Origin of the sequence: Bradyrhizobium cenepequi, assembly GCF_020329485.1 — a bacterium.
GTDB lineage: Bacteria > Pseudomonadota > Alphaproteobacteria > Rhizobiales > Xanthobacteraceae > Bradyrhizobium > Bradyrhizobium cenepequi.
On sequence record NZ_JAGKJI010000026.1, the window covers coordinates 58419 to 73463 of the forward strand.

At 65.0% G+C, this 15045-nt stretch carries 10 protein-coding genes; 3 read left to right on the forward strand and 7 right to left on the reverse strand.

Translation table 11 applies throughout. From position 1 onward, the window contains the following. Positions 1-238: 238 nt before the first annotated feature. From J6497_RS24950 to J6497_RS24960, 3 genes are all read right to left on the reverse strand, one after another. The gene (locus J6497_RS24950) at positions 239-1126 is read right to left on the reverse strand and encodes a TauD/TfdA dioxygenase family protein (protein ID WP_225706934.1); all 888 of its coding nucleotides are present in this window, start codon (positions 1124-1126) and stop codon (positions 239-241) included. 156 nt (positions 1127-1282) lie between these two features. Further along, complete coding sequence (locus J6497_RS24955; protein ID WP_225706935.1) at positions 1283-2833, reverse strand: AMP-binding protein; 1551 nt, start codon at positions 2831-2833, stop codon at positions 1283-1285. A 16-nt stretch (positions 2834-2849) separates the two neighbouring features. Continuing rightward, positions 2850-4004 (reverse strand): iron-containing alcohol dehydrogenase, encoded by a 1155-nt coding sequence (locus J6497_RS24960; protein WP_225706936.1) that lies wholly within the window; start codon positions 4002-4004, stop codon positions 2850-2852. A 344-nt stretch (positions 4005-4348) separates the two neighbouring features. On the opposite strand from J6497_RS24960, the gene J6497_RS24965 reads away from it, so the two are divergent. The 3 genes from J6497_RS24965 to J6497_RS24975 all read left to right on the forward strand — a co-directional run bounded on the left by J6497_RS24965 (position 4349) and on the right by J6497_RS24975 (position 10012). After that, entirely contained in the window at positions 4349-5488 is a 1140-nt protein-coding gene (locus J6497_RS24965; RefSeq protein WP_225706960.1) for an efflux RND transporter periplasmic adaptor subunit, read from the forward strand. After that, positions 5485-8640, forward strand: a complete 3156-nt coding sequence (locus tag J6497_RS24970; protein WP_225706937.1) for an efflux RND transporter permease subunit — start codon at positions 5485-5487, stop codon at positions 8638-8640. The genes J6497_RS24965 and J6497_RS24970 overlap by 4 nt, the downstream gene beginning before the upstream one ends. A gap of 181 nt (positions 8641-8821) precedes the next feature. Next, entirely contained in the window at positions 8822-10012 is a 1191-nt protein-coding gene (locus tag J6497_RS24975) for an ABC transporter substrate-binding protein (protein ID WP_225706938.1), read from the forward strand. A gap of 113 nt (positions 10013-10125) precedes the next feature. Here J6497_RS24975 and J6497_RS24980 read toward each other — a convergent pair whose 3' ends face one another. The 4 genes from J6497_RS24980 to J6497_RS24995 form a co-directional block, all read right to left on the reverse strand. After that, the gene (locus J6497_RS24980; protein ID WP_225706939.1) at positions 10126-10515 is read right to left on the reverse strand and encodes an MAPEG family protein; all 390 of its coding nucleotides are present in this window, start codon (positions 10513-10515) and stop codon (positions 10126-10128) included. 24 nt (positions 10516-10539) lie between these two features. Next, a complete protein-coding gene (locus tag J6497_RS24985) occupies positions 10540-11613 on the reverse strand; it encodes a lipocalin-like domain-containing protein (protein ID WP_225706940.1) in 1074 nt (357 codons plus the stop codon). Positions 11614-11781: 168 nt separating this feature from the next. Further along, the gene (locus J6497_RS24990) at positions 11782-14244 is read right to left on the reverse strand and encodes an ABC transporter permease (RefSeq protein WP_225706941.1); all 2463 of its coding nucleotides are present in this window, start codon (positions 14242-14244) and stop codon (positions 11782-11784) included. Continuing rightward, positions 14241-14915 (reverse strand): ABC transporter ATP-binding protein, encoded by a 675-nt coding sequence (locus J6497_RS24995; protein ID WP_225706942.1) that lies wholly within the window; start codon positions 14913-14915, stop codon positions 14241-14243. The genes J6497_RS24990 and J6497_RS24995 overlap by 4 nt, the downstream gene beginning before the upstream one ends. Between the last annotated feature and the right edge of the window lie 130 nt (positions 14916-15045).

Sequence of the window (15045 nt, forward strand, 5' to 3'; positions counted from 1 at the left end):
GACGTTCGGTCTCTATGGCCGATTTGGCATGGAGGATACCATGGTGTGAGGTCTGAGCAACCGGCGTCGTGCGCATGAGGACTGGCAATTCGAATGAATGCCGGGCCTGCGACACTTAGAGCATGATCCGGAAAAGTGGAAACCGGTTTTCCGAAAAGATCATGCTCAAACAAGGAGATGAGGTCATGATCCGATTCCGTCTAGTCGGATCATGATCTCGCGCTGCAGTGCGGTCGCGTTATTCCGCGGCCTGGGGCGACGGCAGGCCCATCGTCGCGAGACCGTCGGCCTCGGTCGCCGAGACCGTGGTGCGGATCATCAGCCGCGGTTCATGCGCCAGCCATGGCCGCCCGCGGTGCATGGTGGCGCGATTGTCCCACATCACGACGTCGCCCTGCCGCCATTTGTGCAAGTAAGCCGTTCCCGGCGCAGTGGCTGCCGCCATGAGTTCATCGATCAGCTTCTTGCCGGCGGCAGCGCCCATGCCTTCGACGGCATAGGCGTGCGATGCAAGATAGAGTGCGCCGCCGCCGTTGACCGAATTGCGCCACACCATGCGCCAGCACACTGGCGGCAGCACCGCCATCTCCTCCGCCGTCGCAAGGCCGGGAGCGATCTGGCCGCGCGAATGCGCGTAGGAGTGCCAGGCGAAGGAGTTTTCGAGCTGCTTTGCCAAGCCCTCGTCCAGCAATTCGAACGCAACGCGCGTGGAGACGAATTCGGTTTCGCCGCCATGATCGGGAATAGTCCGCGCCGACAGGATCGAGGTCAGCGCCGGCACGCGCTTGAACGAGGAATCGGTGTGCCAGAGCTGGTTGGCCTTGCTGCGCAGGGCCTGGCGATGATCGGGCGGCACCACTTTGCCGTCGGGGCCAATGGTCGTAAGGATCACGAAATGCGATCCCGTTCCCATGGAACCGACCTTTGTCACTTCCGGGGGACCGAAACGGCGCGAGAACGCCAATTGCTTGTCATCTGACACGTCCTGGTCGCGAAGCACCAGAACTGAGTGCTCTTCAAATGCTGCACGCACTGCAGCATAAGCGGCCTTGCTTCTGGCGACATCGTCGAGCGTCACGCCGCGAATTTCCGCCGCGAATCCCGGACCCACCCGGACCACGTCCATCGGTCAACCTCCCTGTTTTTCTTGTTGCGCAAGAATTAGGGTAAATCGCCGTGCCGAGCAACGCGGTGATATTCAACCCATCGCGATCAGGCGCCGCCGCTCACGTTGGTTGGCGGCGCGGAAATCACCAGCTTGGGTGGAAGAGGCTGCGCTACGTCACACGATGCGCGAGGTCTTGTTGCCCCAATAGCGGTCGCGCAACAGGCGTTTGTAGAGCTTGCCGGTCGGCAGCCGCGGCAGTTCCGCCTCGAAATCGATCGAGCGCGGCACCTTCTGGCGTGACAGTGATTGCGCGCAGAAGGCGATCAGTTCTTCCGCCAGGTCGGATCCCGGCGTCACGCCTTGCATCGGCTGCACCACCGCCTTCACTTCCTCGCCGAGGTCGGCATTGGGCACGCCGAACACGGCGGCGTCAGCAACCTTTGGATGGGTGATCAAGAGGTTCTCGCATTCCTGTGGATAGATGTTCACGCCGCCGGAGATGATCATGAAGGTCGAGCGGTCGGTGAGATAGAGATAGCCGTCATCGTCGACATAGCCGACGTCGCCGACCGTGCTCATGCTGCCGTCCGGCGACCGCGCCTCCCCGGTCTTGGCCGGGTCGTTGAAATATTCAAACGGCGAGGCGGTCTTGAACCACACCGTGCCCGGCGTCTCTTTCGGGCAGGGTTGCATGTTCTCGTCGAGGATGTGCAGGTCGCCGAGCAAGACCTTGCCGACGGTGCCGCGATGGGCCAGCCACTCCTCGGTGTTGCAGGCGGTGAAGCCGAGCCCTTCGGTCGCGCCGTAATATTCGTGGATGATCGGCCCCCACCACCTGATGATGTCTTCCTTCACGAGCGCAGGGCAGGGGGCGGCGGCGTGGATCGCGATCTCCAGCGACGACAGGTCGTAGCGGTTCCGCACCTCCTCCGGCAGCTTCAGCATCCGCGAGAACATCGTCGGCACCAATTGGCTGTGCGTGATGCCCCATTGCTCGACGAGCTGCAGATAGCGCTCGGGATCGAAACTCTCCATGATCACGACGGTGCCGCCGACGCGAATGGTGAGGTTGACGGCCGCCTGCGGCGCCGAATGATAGAGCGGCGCGGGCGACAGATAGATCATCCCTTCGCGGTAGTGCCAGAGTTTCTGCAGGAAATCGAACAGTGGCAGTTGCTGTGACGGCGGTTGCTCCGGCAGCGGCCGCAGGATGCCCTTGGGCCGACCTGTGGTGCCGGACGAATAGAGCATCGCGGTGCCGACCGCTTCATCCTCGATCGGCGTTGCAGGGAGGCCGGAGGTCGCCTCCCGCAGGCCGACGATGCGATCGCTCTCGGTGTCGCCGTCGGCGACGATGCAGAGCTCGACCTGCGGGCACTCCTTCAGCGCCTCGCGCGCGACGTCGAGTTTCGCTTTTGACGTGATCAGGATGCGCGACTGGCTGTTGGTGAGGATGTAGGCGAGTTCGCCCGCGGTCAGATACGAATTCACGCAGGTGAAATAGAGGCCGGACCGTTCGCCGGCGCCGCAGGCCTCGAGATAGCGACTGTTGTTCTCCATGAAGATCGCATAGTGGTCGAGCCGCCTCAATCCGCACTTTCGAAACAGATGCGCCAGCCGGTTGCTGCGCGCGTCGAGTTCGCGATAGGTGACGATCTCGCCCGTCGCAGCCATGATGAAAGCGGGTTGCAACGGGCGCAGATAAGCATGCTTGCCGGTGTACATCGGTGAAAAATGTCCCTCATGCTGCCAACAGGAGAATTTCGCGGACCTGCTCGGGTCCTGCGATCGCGCGCGGATTGCGCGGAACCCACGGCGTTTTCATCGCCTGCTCGGCGATGCGGTCGAAATGTTCGGGACCGATCCGCACGTCCTGGAGGCTGCGCGGCAGTCCGAGTCCGCGGATAAAGCTGTCGAGCACGTCGCCGGCGTCCGCGCCCGGACGGCCCATCGCCGCGGCGACCTGCTCCTGGCGATCGGCATTGGCGGACTTGTTCCAGCGCATCACCGCCGGCAGCATCACACACGAGGTGTAGCCATGCGGCACGTCGAATTCGGCGCCGAGCACATAGCCGATGCCATGGCTCGCTCCCATCGGCACGCCGGAGGCGAGCGGCCCGGTCGACAGCCAGGTGCCGATCTGGCAGTCCAGCCGCGCGTCGATGTCGGTCGCGTCGGCTTTGACCCGTGGCAGCGCCTGCGCCAGCATCGACAGTCCCTTCAGCGCCTGCGCATCGGCATAGGGATGCGATTCGTTCGAGCAGATGCCCTCGACGCAATGATCGACGGCGCGGATGCCGGTCGAGAGCCACAGCCATTCCGGTGTGTGCACCGAAAGCCAGGGATCGAGGATCACGGCACGCGGCATCACCAGGGGATGGGTCAGCAGCTCCTTGACTCGCCTCTTCTCATTGGTGACGCCGGCGATCGCGGTGAACTCGCCGCCCGCGATCGTCGTCGGCACGCTGATCTGACGCACGTTTGGCGCGTTCACCTCCGGCGATACGCCGTGGCTGGTGCGAATCTTGTCGATGTCGTCGGCGCTGCGGATATCGCCCGCAAGGCAAAGCTGCACCGCCTTGGCGCCGTCGGTGATCGATCCGCCGCCGACGGTGACGATGAGATCGGCGTTCGCGGCGCGCGCCTGCTCGGCTGCCGCGATCACGGCAGAGCGCGGCGTGTGCGGCGGCATCGCATCGAAGGTGCTGACGCAAGCTGCGCCCAGTGCGGTGCGGATTCGTTCGATTTCGTCGGTCGCGCGGTTGAGCGTACCGCTGACCATCAGGAAGGCGCGTTGCACGCCCATGCGCTCCACCTGCTCGACGATCGCCTCGGCCGCCTGGCGGCCGAACACGACCTCCTCCATTGCGCCAAATACGACACGTCCTCGGTGCACGAGCCGACCCTCCCTGAAAGATTTATTTCTTTGAGGGCAATCCTAACGGAGCGGGAACGGCTCGTCATGCCCTTAGATGCGCCGCCGGCGTCCGCTTCCGGAGGCGACCGCCGTCTGAGTCGCCGTGCGACTACGAAAATGGAGAACGATTTTGCTTGATCCCGCCCCTCTCTTGAACAGACTGGCGGGCGGTCACATCTTTGACCTCCGCTGCGTGTAGGGTACGGATCCGGGGCGCCTCGGCTGCGCCGGCTGTGCTGCTTAAGGGGGAGATCGACGTGGGCGCGACCGACAGGACGGGAAGTCTCACGGCCCACTCACGGCGCGGCGTCAGCCCGCTTAGCCTGCTCATTGCGTTGGCAACCTCAGCCCTGGCATTGTCGGGCTGTGGCGACAAGCCCCAGCAGCAGGCGGCAGCGCCGCCCCCTGCGGTCACGGTGGCGCAGCCGACCAAGCGCACGGTCACGGATTGGGACGAATTCACCGGGCGGTTCGAAGCGATCGAGGAGATCCAGGTTCGCGCCCGGGTCGGCGGCTTCGTCACCAGCGTCGAGTTTCGCGACGGCGCGATCGTCCGCACCGGCGACCTGCTTTACGTGATCGATCCGCGCCCGTTCGAGGCGGTCGCCCTGCAGGCCGACGGCCAGCTCTCGGATGCCCGTGCCCGCTCCGAGCTTGCGCGGCGCGAGCTCGACCGCGCGCTGGTGTTGAACCGGACCCAGGCCGTCTCCGATTCCATCGTCGACCAGCGCCGCCAGACCCTGCAGGCGGCGCGCGCGGCGGAGATGCAGGCCGAGGGCGCGCTGAAGGCGGCGCAGCTCAACATTGAATTCTCTCATGTGCTGGCGCCGATCACCGGCCGCGTCAGCCGCCATCTCGTCAGCGCCGGCAATCTGGTGCAGGGCAGCGAGGGCGGCGCGACGCTGCTCACCTCGATTGTGTCGCTCGATCCGATCTACATCTATTTCGACGTCGACGAGGCGACCTATCAGAGGAACAGCCGGCTCTGGTTCGAGGGCAAGCGGCCGAGCTCACGCGATACGCCCAATCCGGTGCAGGTGACGCTGACCGGCGAGACCAAGCCGTCGCACGAGGGCAAGATGGATTTCCTCGACAACCGGCTGGACGTCTCGACCGCCACCTTGCGCAGCCGCGGGGTGGTCCCGAACAAGGACCTTTCGATCCTGCCGGGGCAGTTCGGCCGGGTGCGGCTGATCGGCAGCGCGCCCTATGAAGCGCTGCTCGTGCCCGACACGGCTGTCGCCACCGACCAGTCGCGCAAGATCGTGTTCGTGGTCAAGGACGACGACACGGTGGAGGCGAAGCCCGTGACGCTCGGCCCGCTTGACGAAGGCCTGCGCGTGATCCGCGAAGGCCTCAAGGCCGAAGACCGCGTGATCGTCGATGGCCTGCAGCGCGCCCGCGTCGGCGCCAAGGTGAGCCCGCATCCCGCCCAAGCGTCGGCCGCCGGTGGCAAATCATGAATCTGGGCCGGCTCTCCATCAATCAGCCGATCCTGGCGATGGTGCTGTCGATCGTGCTCCTGATCGTCGGCGCGATCGCCTACACTACGCTGCCGGTCTCGGAATATCCGCAAGTGGTACCGCCGACTGTCGTGGTCACCACGACCTATCCCGGCGCCTCCGCGCAGACCGTCTCCGACACGGTCGCGGCTCCCATCGAGCAGGAGATCAACGGCGTCGAGGACATGCTGTATCTCTACAGCCAGGCCACCTCGAACGGGCAGCTCACCATCACCGTCACCTTCAAGCTCGGCACCGACCTCGATAAGGCCCAGGTGCTGGTGCAGAACCGCGTCGCAGTCGCGCAGCCGCGATTGCCGGAAGAGGTGCAGCGCAACGGCGTTGTCACCCGCAAGAACAGCCCGGATATCCTGCTGGTCGTGTTCATGCTGTCGCCGGATGACACGTTCGACCAGCTCTACATCTCCAACTACGCATTGCTGCAGGTCCGCGACCAGCTGCTGCGGCTGGACGGCATCGGCGACATCCAGATCTTCGGCGCCCGCGACTATTCGATGCGGCTATGGCTCGATCCGGACAAGATCGCGACTCTCGGCCTGACCGCGGGCGAGGTGCTGGCGGCGATCAGGGCGCAGAATTTGCAGATCACCGGCGGCCAGCTTGCCGAGCCGCCGATTGCCGACCGCGCCTTTTCACCGAATCTCGCTTTCACCGGCCGCCTGAAGGACCCAGGCCAGTTCGAGGACATCGTTGTGAAGGCCGGCGCCGACGGCCGCACCGTGCGGCTGCGCGACGTGGCGCGGGTCGAGCTCGGCGCGCTCGCCTACACCACCAACAGCTTCCTGCTCAAGAAATCCGCCGTCGCCATGCTGGTGACGCAGCGTCCGGGCTCGAATGCGCTCGCCACCGCCAAGAATATCTCCGATACAATGGTGAAGCTGAAGGCGAGCTTCCCGCGCGGGCTCGACTACAATATCGGCTACAACCCGACCGAATTCATCGCTCAATCCGTCAACGAATTGATCAAGACCATCTATGAGGCGATGATCCTCGTCGTCGTGGTGGTACTGGTGTTCCTGCAGGGCTGGCGGCCCGCGATCATTCCGATCCTGGCGATCCCGGTGTCGCTGGTCGGCACCTTTGCGGCAATGGCCGCGCTCGGCTTTGCCATCAACAATCTCACGCTGTTCGGCCTCGTGCTCGCGGTCGGCATCGTCGTCGACGATGCGATCGTGGTGGTGGAGAATGTCGAGCGCCATCTCGAGCATGGCGCCAATCGGCGCGACGCCGCGCTGAAGACGATGGAGGAGGTCGGCGGCGCCCTGGTCTCGATCGCGCTGGTGTTGTGCGCGGTGTTCGTGCCGACGGCGTTCCTCGGCGGCATCTCCGGGCAATTCTTCCAGCAGTTCGCGGTCACGATCGCGGTTGCGACCGCGATCTCCTGCTTCTGCTCGCTGACGCTGTCGCCTGCGCTGGCCTCGCTGATCCTCAAACCCGCCGAGGACAAGCGGCCCCCGGCGCGCTGGAATGTGATCGCGCGCGGCTGGCAGGCATTCACCGGTGTCTTCAACCGCATCTTCGAACGCCTGTCGCATGGCTATGCGGCGGCGGCCGCCTTCGTGATCCGGCACTCGGTCGTGATGCTGCTCCTCTACGTCGCGCTGATCGGCAGCGCCGGCTGGCTGCTCGCCACCACGCCGCAAGGCTTCATTCCGGCACAGGACCGCGGCTATGTCATCGTCTCCGTGCAATTGCCCGGCGCCGCGTCGCTGTCGCGGACCACCGAGGTCGTCCGCGAGGTCGAGCGCATCGCGCTGGAGGTGCCCGGCGTGGTGCGCGTGCCCTCGTTTGCGGGGCTCTCGGGCGCAACCCGCACGCAGGCGAGCAATTCCGCGGCGCTGTTTCCGGTGTTTGACGAGGCGGAAGCGCGCATGAAGAAGGGCCTGACCGCGGCCGTGATCACCAACGAACTGCGCAAGCGGCTAGCGGCGATCCAGGGCGCCTTCATCATCGTCATTCCGCCGCCGGCCGTGCCCGGCATCGGCACCGGCGGCGGCTTCACCATGCGCATCCAGGACCGCCAGGGCCGCGGGCCGGAACTGCTGGCGGCCGCGACCGACGAACTGGTTGCCGCCGCGCGCAAGGCGCCCGGCCTCACCTCGGTGTTCTCGCCATTCTCCGCCAACACGCCGCAGGTGTTCGTCGATATCGACCGCTTCAAGGCGCAGAAACTTGGCGTCCCCATCGCCAACATCACCGAGACGATCGAGACCTATTTCGGCTCCGCCTATGTCAACGACTTCAATTTGTTCGGCCGCACCTATCACGTCACCGCGCAGGCCGACCTGCCGTTCCGGAAAGAAACCGCCGATCTGGCGCGGCTGCGCACCCGCAATGCCGCCAGCGACATGGTGATGCTCGGCAGCGTGGTGTCGTTCAAGGACATCTCAGGCCCCGACCGTGTCGCGCGCTACAACCTTTATCCTGCCGCCGAGCTGCAGGGCGATACGCTGCCGGGGACGAGTTCAGCGACCGCGATCAACACGATGAGGCAGTTGGCCGACGAACTCCTGCCAAGCGGCTTCGGCTACGACTGGACCGATCTGTCGTACCAGCAGGTCACCGGCGGCAATGCCGGGCTTTACGTGTTTCCGATCTGCGTGCTGTTCGTCTATCTCGTGCTCGCGGCGCAATATGGCAGCTGGAGCCTGCCCTTCGCGGTGATCCTGATCGTGCCGATGTGCCTGCTCGCCGCGACCATCGGCGTGCGCATCATGGGGCTGGACATCAACATCCTGACCCAGATCGGTTTCGTCGTGCTGGTCGGGCTCGCCGCCAAGAACGCGATCCTGATCGTCGAGTTCGCGCGCGACATCGAGGCCGAGGGCAAGCCGCGGCTGGAGGCGGTGATCGAGGCCTGTCGCTTGCGGCTGCGGCCGATCCTGATGACATCGTTCGCCTTCATCCTCGGCGTGCTGCCGCTGGTGGTCTCGACAGGCTCGGGATCGGAGATGCGCCAGGCGGTCGGGGTCGCCGTGTTCTTCGGGATGCTCGGCGTCACGCTGTTCGGCCTGATCTTCACCCCGATCTTCTACATGGTGGTGCGCCGCCTGGCCGATCCCAGGCACCCGAAGAAGCCAATGGAGGCTTGAGCGCGGACCAGCCGCTCACCACCGCCGTCATTCCGGGCTCGCGCTGGCGCGCGCCCCGGAATGACGAAGAGAAAGACGGACGCAAGCCCCACTAATGGCTGAGCCGAAATAGATGGGCAGTGGCAGGGTTATAAAATATCATTCGCTCATATTCCGAACAGAAACTGCAGGGAGATCATTGATGAAATCGGGATTGCTCGCCGCCGTCGCCCTTGGCGGCCTGTTGCTGTCGACCCCCGCCTCGGCGCAGGGCGTCAAGATCGGCATCCTGAACGACCAGTCCGGCGTCTATGCCGATTACGGCGGCAAGTACTCGCTCGAAGCGGCACGGATGGCGATCGAGGATTTTGGCGGCGAGGTGCTGGGACACAAGATCGAGCTCGTCACCGCCGATCACCAGAACAAGCCGGATCTCGCGGCAGCGATCGCGCGCCGTTGGTATGATGCCGAAGGCGTCGACATGATCACCGAGCTCACGACCTCCTCGGTGGCGCTGGCGATCCAGGAGCTTTCCAAGGAAAAGAAGAAGATCGACATCGTGGTCGGCGCGGCGACGTCGCGGATCACAGGCGATGCCTGCACGCCTTACGGCTTCCACTGGGCCTACGACACCCGCGCGCTGGCGGTTGGCACCGGCGGCGCATTGGTGGAGGCGGGCGGCGATAGCTGGTTCTTCCTCACCGCCGACTACGCCTTCGGCTACGCGTTGGAGAAGGACACCACCGACATCGTCAAGGAAAAGGGCGGCAAAGTGCTGGGTTCGGTCCGCGTGCCCCTGAACTCGTCGGATTTCTCGTCCTTCCTGCTGCAGGCGCAGAGCTCGAAGGCGAAGATCGTAGGCCTCGCCAATGCCGGTCTCGACACCACCAACTCGATCAAGCAGGCGGCCGAATTCGGCATTGTCAAGAGCGGCCAGAAGCTCGCTGGCCTCCTGATGACGCTGTCCGAGGTGCACGGGCTCGGACTGGAGGCCGCGCAGGGGCTTGTCCTCACCGAAGGGTTTTATTGGGACCATGACGATGCCTCGCGCGCCTTCAGCGAGCGCTTCATCAAGCGCACCGACCATATGCCGAGCATGATCCATGCCGGCACCTATTCGGCGACGCTTTCCTATCTGAAGGCGGTGAAAGCCGCCGGCACCAAGGACAGCGATGCGGTCGCAAAGAAGCTGAAGGAGCTGCCGGTCGACGACGCCTTCGCCAAGGGCAAGGTGCTGGCGAACGGCCGCATGGTGCACGACCTCTATCTGTTCGAGGTCAAGAAGCCCTCGGAATCGAAGAAGCCTTGGGACTATTACAAGCAGCTCGCCGTGGTTCCCGGCGACAAGGCGTTCTTCACCGCCAAGGAAAGCGGCTGCCCGCTGACGAAGTGATCTTCAGGCTTGTAGGGTGGAAAAAGCGAAGCGTGCCCACCTTCGAGCACTCCGCTCGTGATGGTGGGGACGCTACGCTTTGCCCACCCTACGACTACTTCGCCGCGACGAATTCAGTGAATAACCTTCCACCCCGCCGCACCTAACGCGCCGCACCACAGCACGATGCACACCAGCGCCTGGATGCCGAAGCCGGGGCCGCGTTTTTCGACGGCTTGGCGATAGCCGATGAAATAGACGATGCGGCCGATGATCCAGATAACGCCGAGCACGGCCGCAATCGCGTCGCTGATATAGATTGCGAACAGCCACAGCGAGGGCAGGAAGATCGGCATCCATTCCAGGGTGTTCATCTGCACGCGGAATATGCGCTCGAAATCAGGATGGCCTGAGATCGCCGGCAGCTTGACGCCGAATGTACGACGCGCTCGCGCAACTGTGGCCGAGGTAAAGAAGTAGAACGCAATGGCGAGACAGGTAACGATCGCTGTATAGTGATACATGAGCACTTCCCTCGGTGATCTCGCTTAGTAGCCCGTCAGCTCGAGATAGCCGATGCCGTTGTGGCTGCCGCCAAAACTGATCGGCCCCTCCCAATAGGAAAAGCTGGTCCCCATCCAGCTCTTCGGATTGAGCGGCGTGGTCTCGATGTCCAGCCCGCGCGCGGGGAGTTCGACACGCCATGACGTCGGCACCTTGCGGCCGCCGATCTCGGTGAAGACGGTCGGCGTGATGCTGTTGTCGCTTGAAGCGATCTCGCGGGATCGGCCGTCCGGCGTGATCCAGTTGCCGAACAGATTGCTGTGGCCGTCCTTCTGGCGCAGCCGGTAGAGCATCAGCTTTTCGTCGTTTGGCAAGTGCAGCGAGAACCAGTCCCAGCCGGTTTGGTCGGAGGCCAGCGGCTGGCTGCTCCATTCGCGGTCCATCCAGGCCTGCCCGGTGACGTCGACAGGCCTGTCGTCGATGACGATGCGGCCGGCCGCCTTGAAGAACGGCTGGCTATAGTAGTAGGACGCCTGTCCGCGATCGGACTTCTTGCTGTAGCCGCGCTCGCCCTGCAGCACCAGCGCCCGCTCGGCATCAAGGCGAAGCTCGTAGCTGAAGTCCGCGCCGGTCGCGCTGAGTTTCAGCGGCGCCACTCTCTCCGCATTGAATCCGTCGAGCGCGCGCATCTCCCAGGCATCGATCCAGGCAATAAACCGAGTGGTCTCGACGCCGGCCTGCCCGACGCCGCCGCGCGCAAATGTTTCGGCATAGCGATGCGTGTCGGCGCGCGTGACCGCGGCGTGTCCCATCCAGACCTGCTGGTTGGCCCAGCCTTCAAGCTGCGCGCCGGCGCGCGTCGCCTGCCGGAAAAGCGTCCATTGCGCGCCGTGGGCTGTGCCGGCCGCATCGACGAGATTGGCCGTCACATACCACCATTCGATGCGGAATTCCGGATGCGGGCCGTGATCGAGGGGGAAGACGAAGTTCTTGCCGGGGACAACCGGCGCAAAGCCATCGGCGGTCTCGCCGAGCCCCGCGAAACCTTGCGCATGCGCACGACTTCCGAGGCCAACTGCGAGCGCGCCGCCGACGAACGCGCGGCGCGAGATCTTCACCTCTCCCGCTTGCGGGAGAGGTCGGCGCGCCAGCGCCGGGTGAGGGCTCTCTCCCCACGGTCGAACAGCGTGAATCGTGGAAACACCCTTACCCCAGCCCTCCCCCGCAAGCGGGGGAGGGAGCACAGCATCGATTGTGGATGTAATTCGACCGAATCTCATCATGCCCTAACGCTCATTGGCAAAGATCCGGATCAAGCTCGCCGGCTGCATCCGCGCCAGTCTGATCACAGGCAATAGCGCAGCCAACAGCGCCGCCGCCAAGGCAACGCCGAGCAACTCCACCAGTTGCAACGGAAACACCTGGAACGGCAATCGCCAGCCGAAGGCTTTCACGTTCACGACCGCTAGCAGGCACCACGCTACCAGAAGGCCCAGCGGCAGCGCGAGCAGCGAGGTGATCAGCGCCACCGCCATCGTCTTCAACAATTCGATCCGCGCGAGCCTCTGCCGTGTCAGCCCGATCGCCCATAGCGGCGCGAGCTGCGGCAGGCGGGAATTCGCCAGCGTGAGGAGGCTCGTGAGCAGCGCGACGCCGGCGACGCCGAGCGTGAAGGCGTTGAGCGCCGATGTGACCGAGAAGGTGCGGTTGAAGATGCGCTTCGATTCCGCTTTCATCGTCACTTGGTCGGCGACGCTGCGGTCATTGAGGCCGAACCTCTGCTGCAGTTCGGCGATCAACGCAGGCACGGCTTGCGGCGCGACGCGGAGGCCGAACCGCGTCTGCGGCACTTCCGGAAAGTGCTGCGTCAGTGCGGCGAAGTTCACCGCGACCTGGCCCTTCGGGTTGCCGTAATCGGCATAGATGCCGACGATCTCGAGCGGCCAGTTGCCGCCGGGCGCGGGCAGCTCGATCCGGTCGCCGATCGCAAGTCTCAGCCGCCGCGACAGTTGCTCGTTGGCAAAGCAGGCGTCGCCGCCGCGCAGGCGGTCCCATCCATCCGACCTCGAGTCCAGGAGCGGCCAGTTGTCGCGAAAGGTTGCCTGATCGGGCAGGCCGAGCACCTCGATCGGCATGCCCGAAAGCTGCGCATCGGCGCGGCCGCCGGGCATGATTGCCTGGACCTCGCTCCGGCCACGCAGCCAGGCCTTGATCTCGGTCGCCTGCGCATCATCAGCCGCATTGACATAGACGTCGGCGGCGAGGCGTCCGTCGAGCCAGACGAGGAAGGTGCGGCTGAAACTTTCCACCATGGTGCTGACGCCGACATTGACCGCGAGCGCCAGCAACAGTGCCATCAGCGCCAGTGACAATCCCGAGAGCTGTTGACGGCTGTCGGCCCAGAACCAGACACTGACCTGCCGCCCGGCGCTGCGCTGGCCGAGCGCAAGCGCAATCTCAAGGACCATCGGCAGGATCAGCGCCGCGCCGAGCATCAGGGCGGCGAGCACGGCAAAGCCGGAGAGCAGGGAATCGCCGAACCAGAGAAACCCGCCGGCCACGGCAAAGGCGGCGAGCGCGGCGGCGCTCTGAAACATCAGCCAGCGCCGCTGCGCCTGTTGCCAGGCCTGCGGCTGCGCCGAGATTAGCACCGGCAAGCGGATCGCCTTGGCAAGGCTTGTGGCGGCCGCCGCCAGCGCGCCCAGAATGCTGATCGCGATGCCGGCGAGCCACCACTCCGGCTTCAGAGACAATTGTCCCGGAACCTGCGCGCCATAGAGCCCGCGCAACGAGGCCGCGACGTCAGGCAGCAGCGACGCCGCGATGAAATAGCCGCAGACCAGCCCCACCAGGCCAGCGAGCAGCGCGAGCGATACCAGCTCGGCCACCTGCACGCTGTTCAACATCCGCGCCGACACACCGCAGGCGCGCAAGGTGCGCAGCATCGGCAGGCGCTGCTCGAAGGCAAGCCCGATCGCGGAGTTGACGATGAACAGGCCGACGAAGAACGACAACAATCCGAACGCGGTCAGGTTGAGATGGAAGCTGTCGGTGAGGCGTTCGAGATCGGTTTCGGCATTGGGTTCGACCAGGCGCAGCCTGTCACCTGCAATGCTTTCCAGCGGCGCACGCCTGGCGCTGGATTTGCCGATCAGCAATCGCGAAATCTGGTCCGGCGTTTTCAGGATCTGCTGCGCGATCCCGATATCGACCACGAGCACGCCGGGCACGAGCTGCGGCTGCACGCGGAGTGGCGGCAGCAGCACGCGATCGTTCGATGAAGGCCGCTCGCCTTCCTTGATGCCGAGGTCCGCCAGCGTCTCCGGCGCCACCAGCATCTCGCCGGGCGGCGCAACGAACGACTGCAGATCGGTCCGGCCGATTACGGGCGCCGTGCTGACTTCGCCCGGCAGCGTCACCGGCTCGATGCCGAGCAGCCGATACGATCGCCCGCCGATCTGCACCCGTCCCTCGACGACGGGCGAGACCGGCCACCCGGCGCGGCGCAGATCGACGAAGAGCTGCTGCGGAAAACTGGTGTTATCGCGGCTGACCAGCATCGCGGTGCGGGTGCCGCCGAAGGTCGCCGCCGCGCGATCATAGGCGGTGCGTGCCTGCTGGTTCAGCGCCTGCACGCCGCTCCACAGCGCAGTCGCCGCGATCAGGCCGATCAGCAACGTCGCAAGCTGCATCGGATGGCGACGCCAGTGGCTCAGCAGCACCGTCAATGTCCATAGCGCGCGCCTCATGCGATCACCCCCGCATGCAGGTTGATCTGCCGGTCGAGCGTCGCCGCGAGCCGCGCGCTATGCGTCACCAATAGGAAGCCGCAGCCGGTCCGCGCCACCAGATCGCGCGCCAGCGCCAGCACCTCGTCGGCGGTATCTTCGTCGAGATTGCCGGTCGGCTCGTCGGCCAGCAGCAGCAGCGGTTTTGGCGCCAGCGCGCGGCCGATCGCGACGCGCTGCTGCTGGCCGCCGGACAATTGCTCCGGATATCGCTTCAAGAGACGCGCCAGCCCGAGCCGCTCCACCAGCTCCTCCTGCCATTTCGGATCATGCCGTCTGGCGATCCGCGACTGGAAGGTGAGGTTGTCGGCCACCGTCAGGCTCGGGATCAGATTGAATTGCTGGAACACGAGCCCCAGCCGGTCGCGGCGCAGTGCTGCGCGGCCGGCATCGCCAAGCTCGGAGAGGCTGACGCCATCGAGGATGATCTCGCCGACATCGGCGGCGTCGAGCCCGGCAATCAGGTGCAACAGCGTGCTCTTGCCGCTGCCGGATTCGCCCGTCAGCGCCACGCTTTCGCCCGCGGCGACCGCGAGATTGACGCCGCGGAGCACCGCGATGTCCTCACCGGCCGAACGGTAGCTCTTCTTCAGGCCGGTGACGGTGAGCACGGGGCGATTTCCACTTGCCATGCCGCTGTCGATGCCACGGCAGGGCCGACAGGTCAAAATCCACGGTTGCCTTGTCAGGAAACCCATGGGTAGCATCCATCAGGGCCGGCCGGCAGAGCCGAACCAGGGATAACACGACGGGGAGAACCAA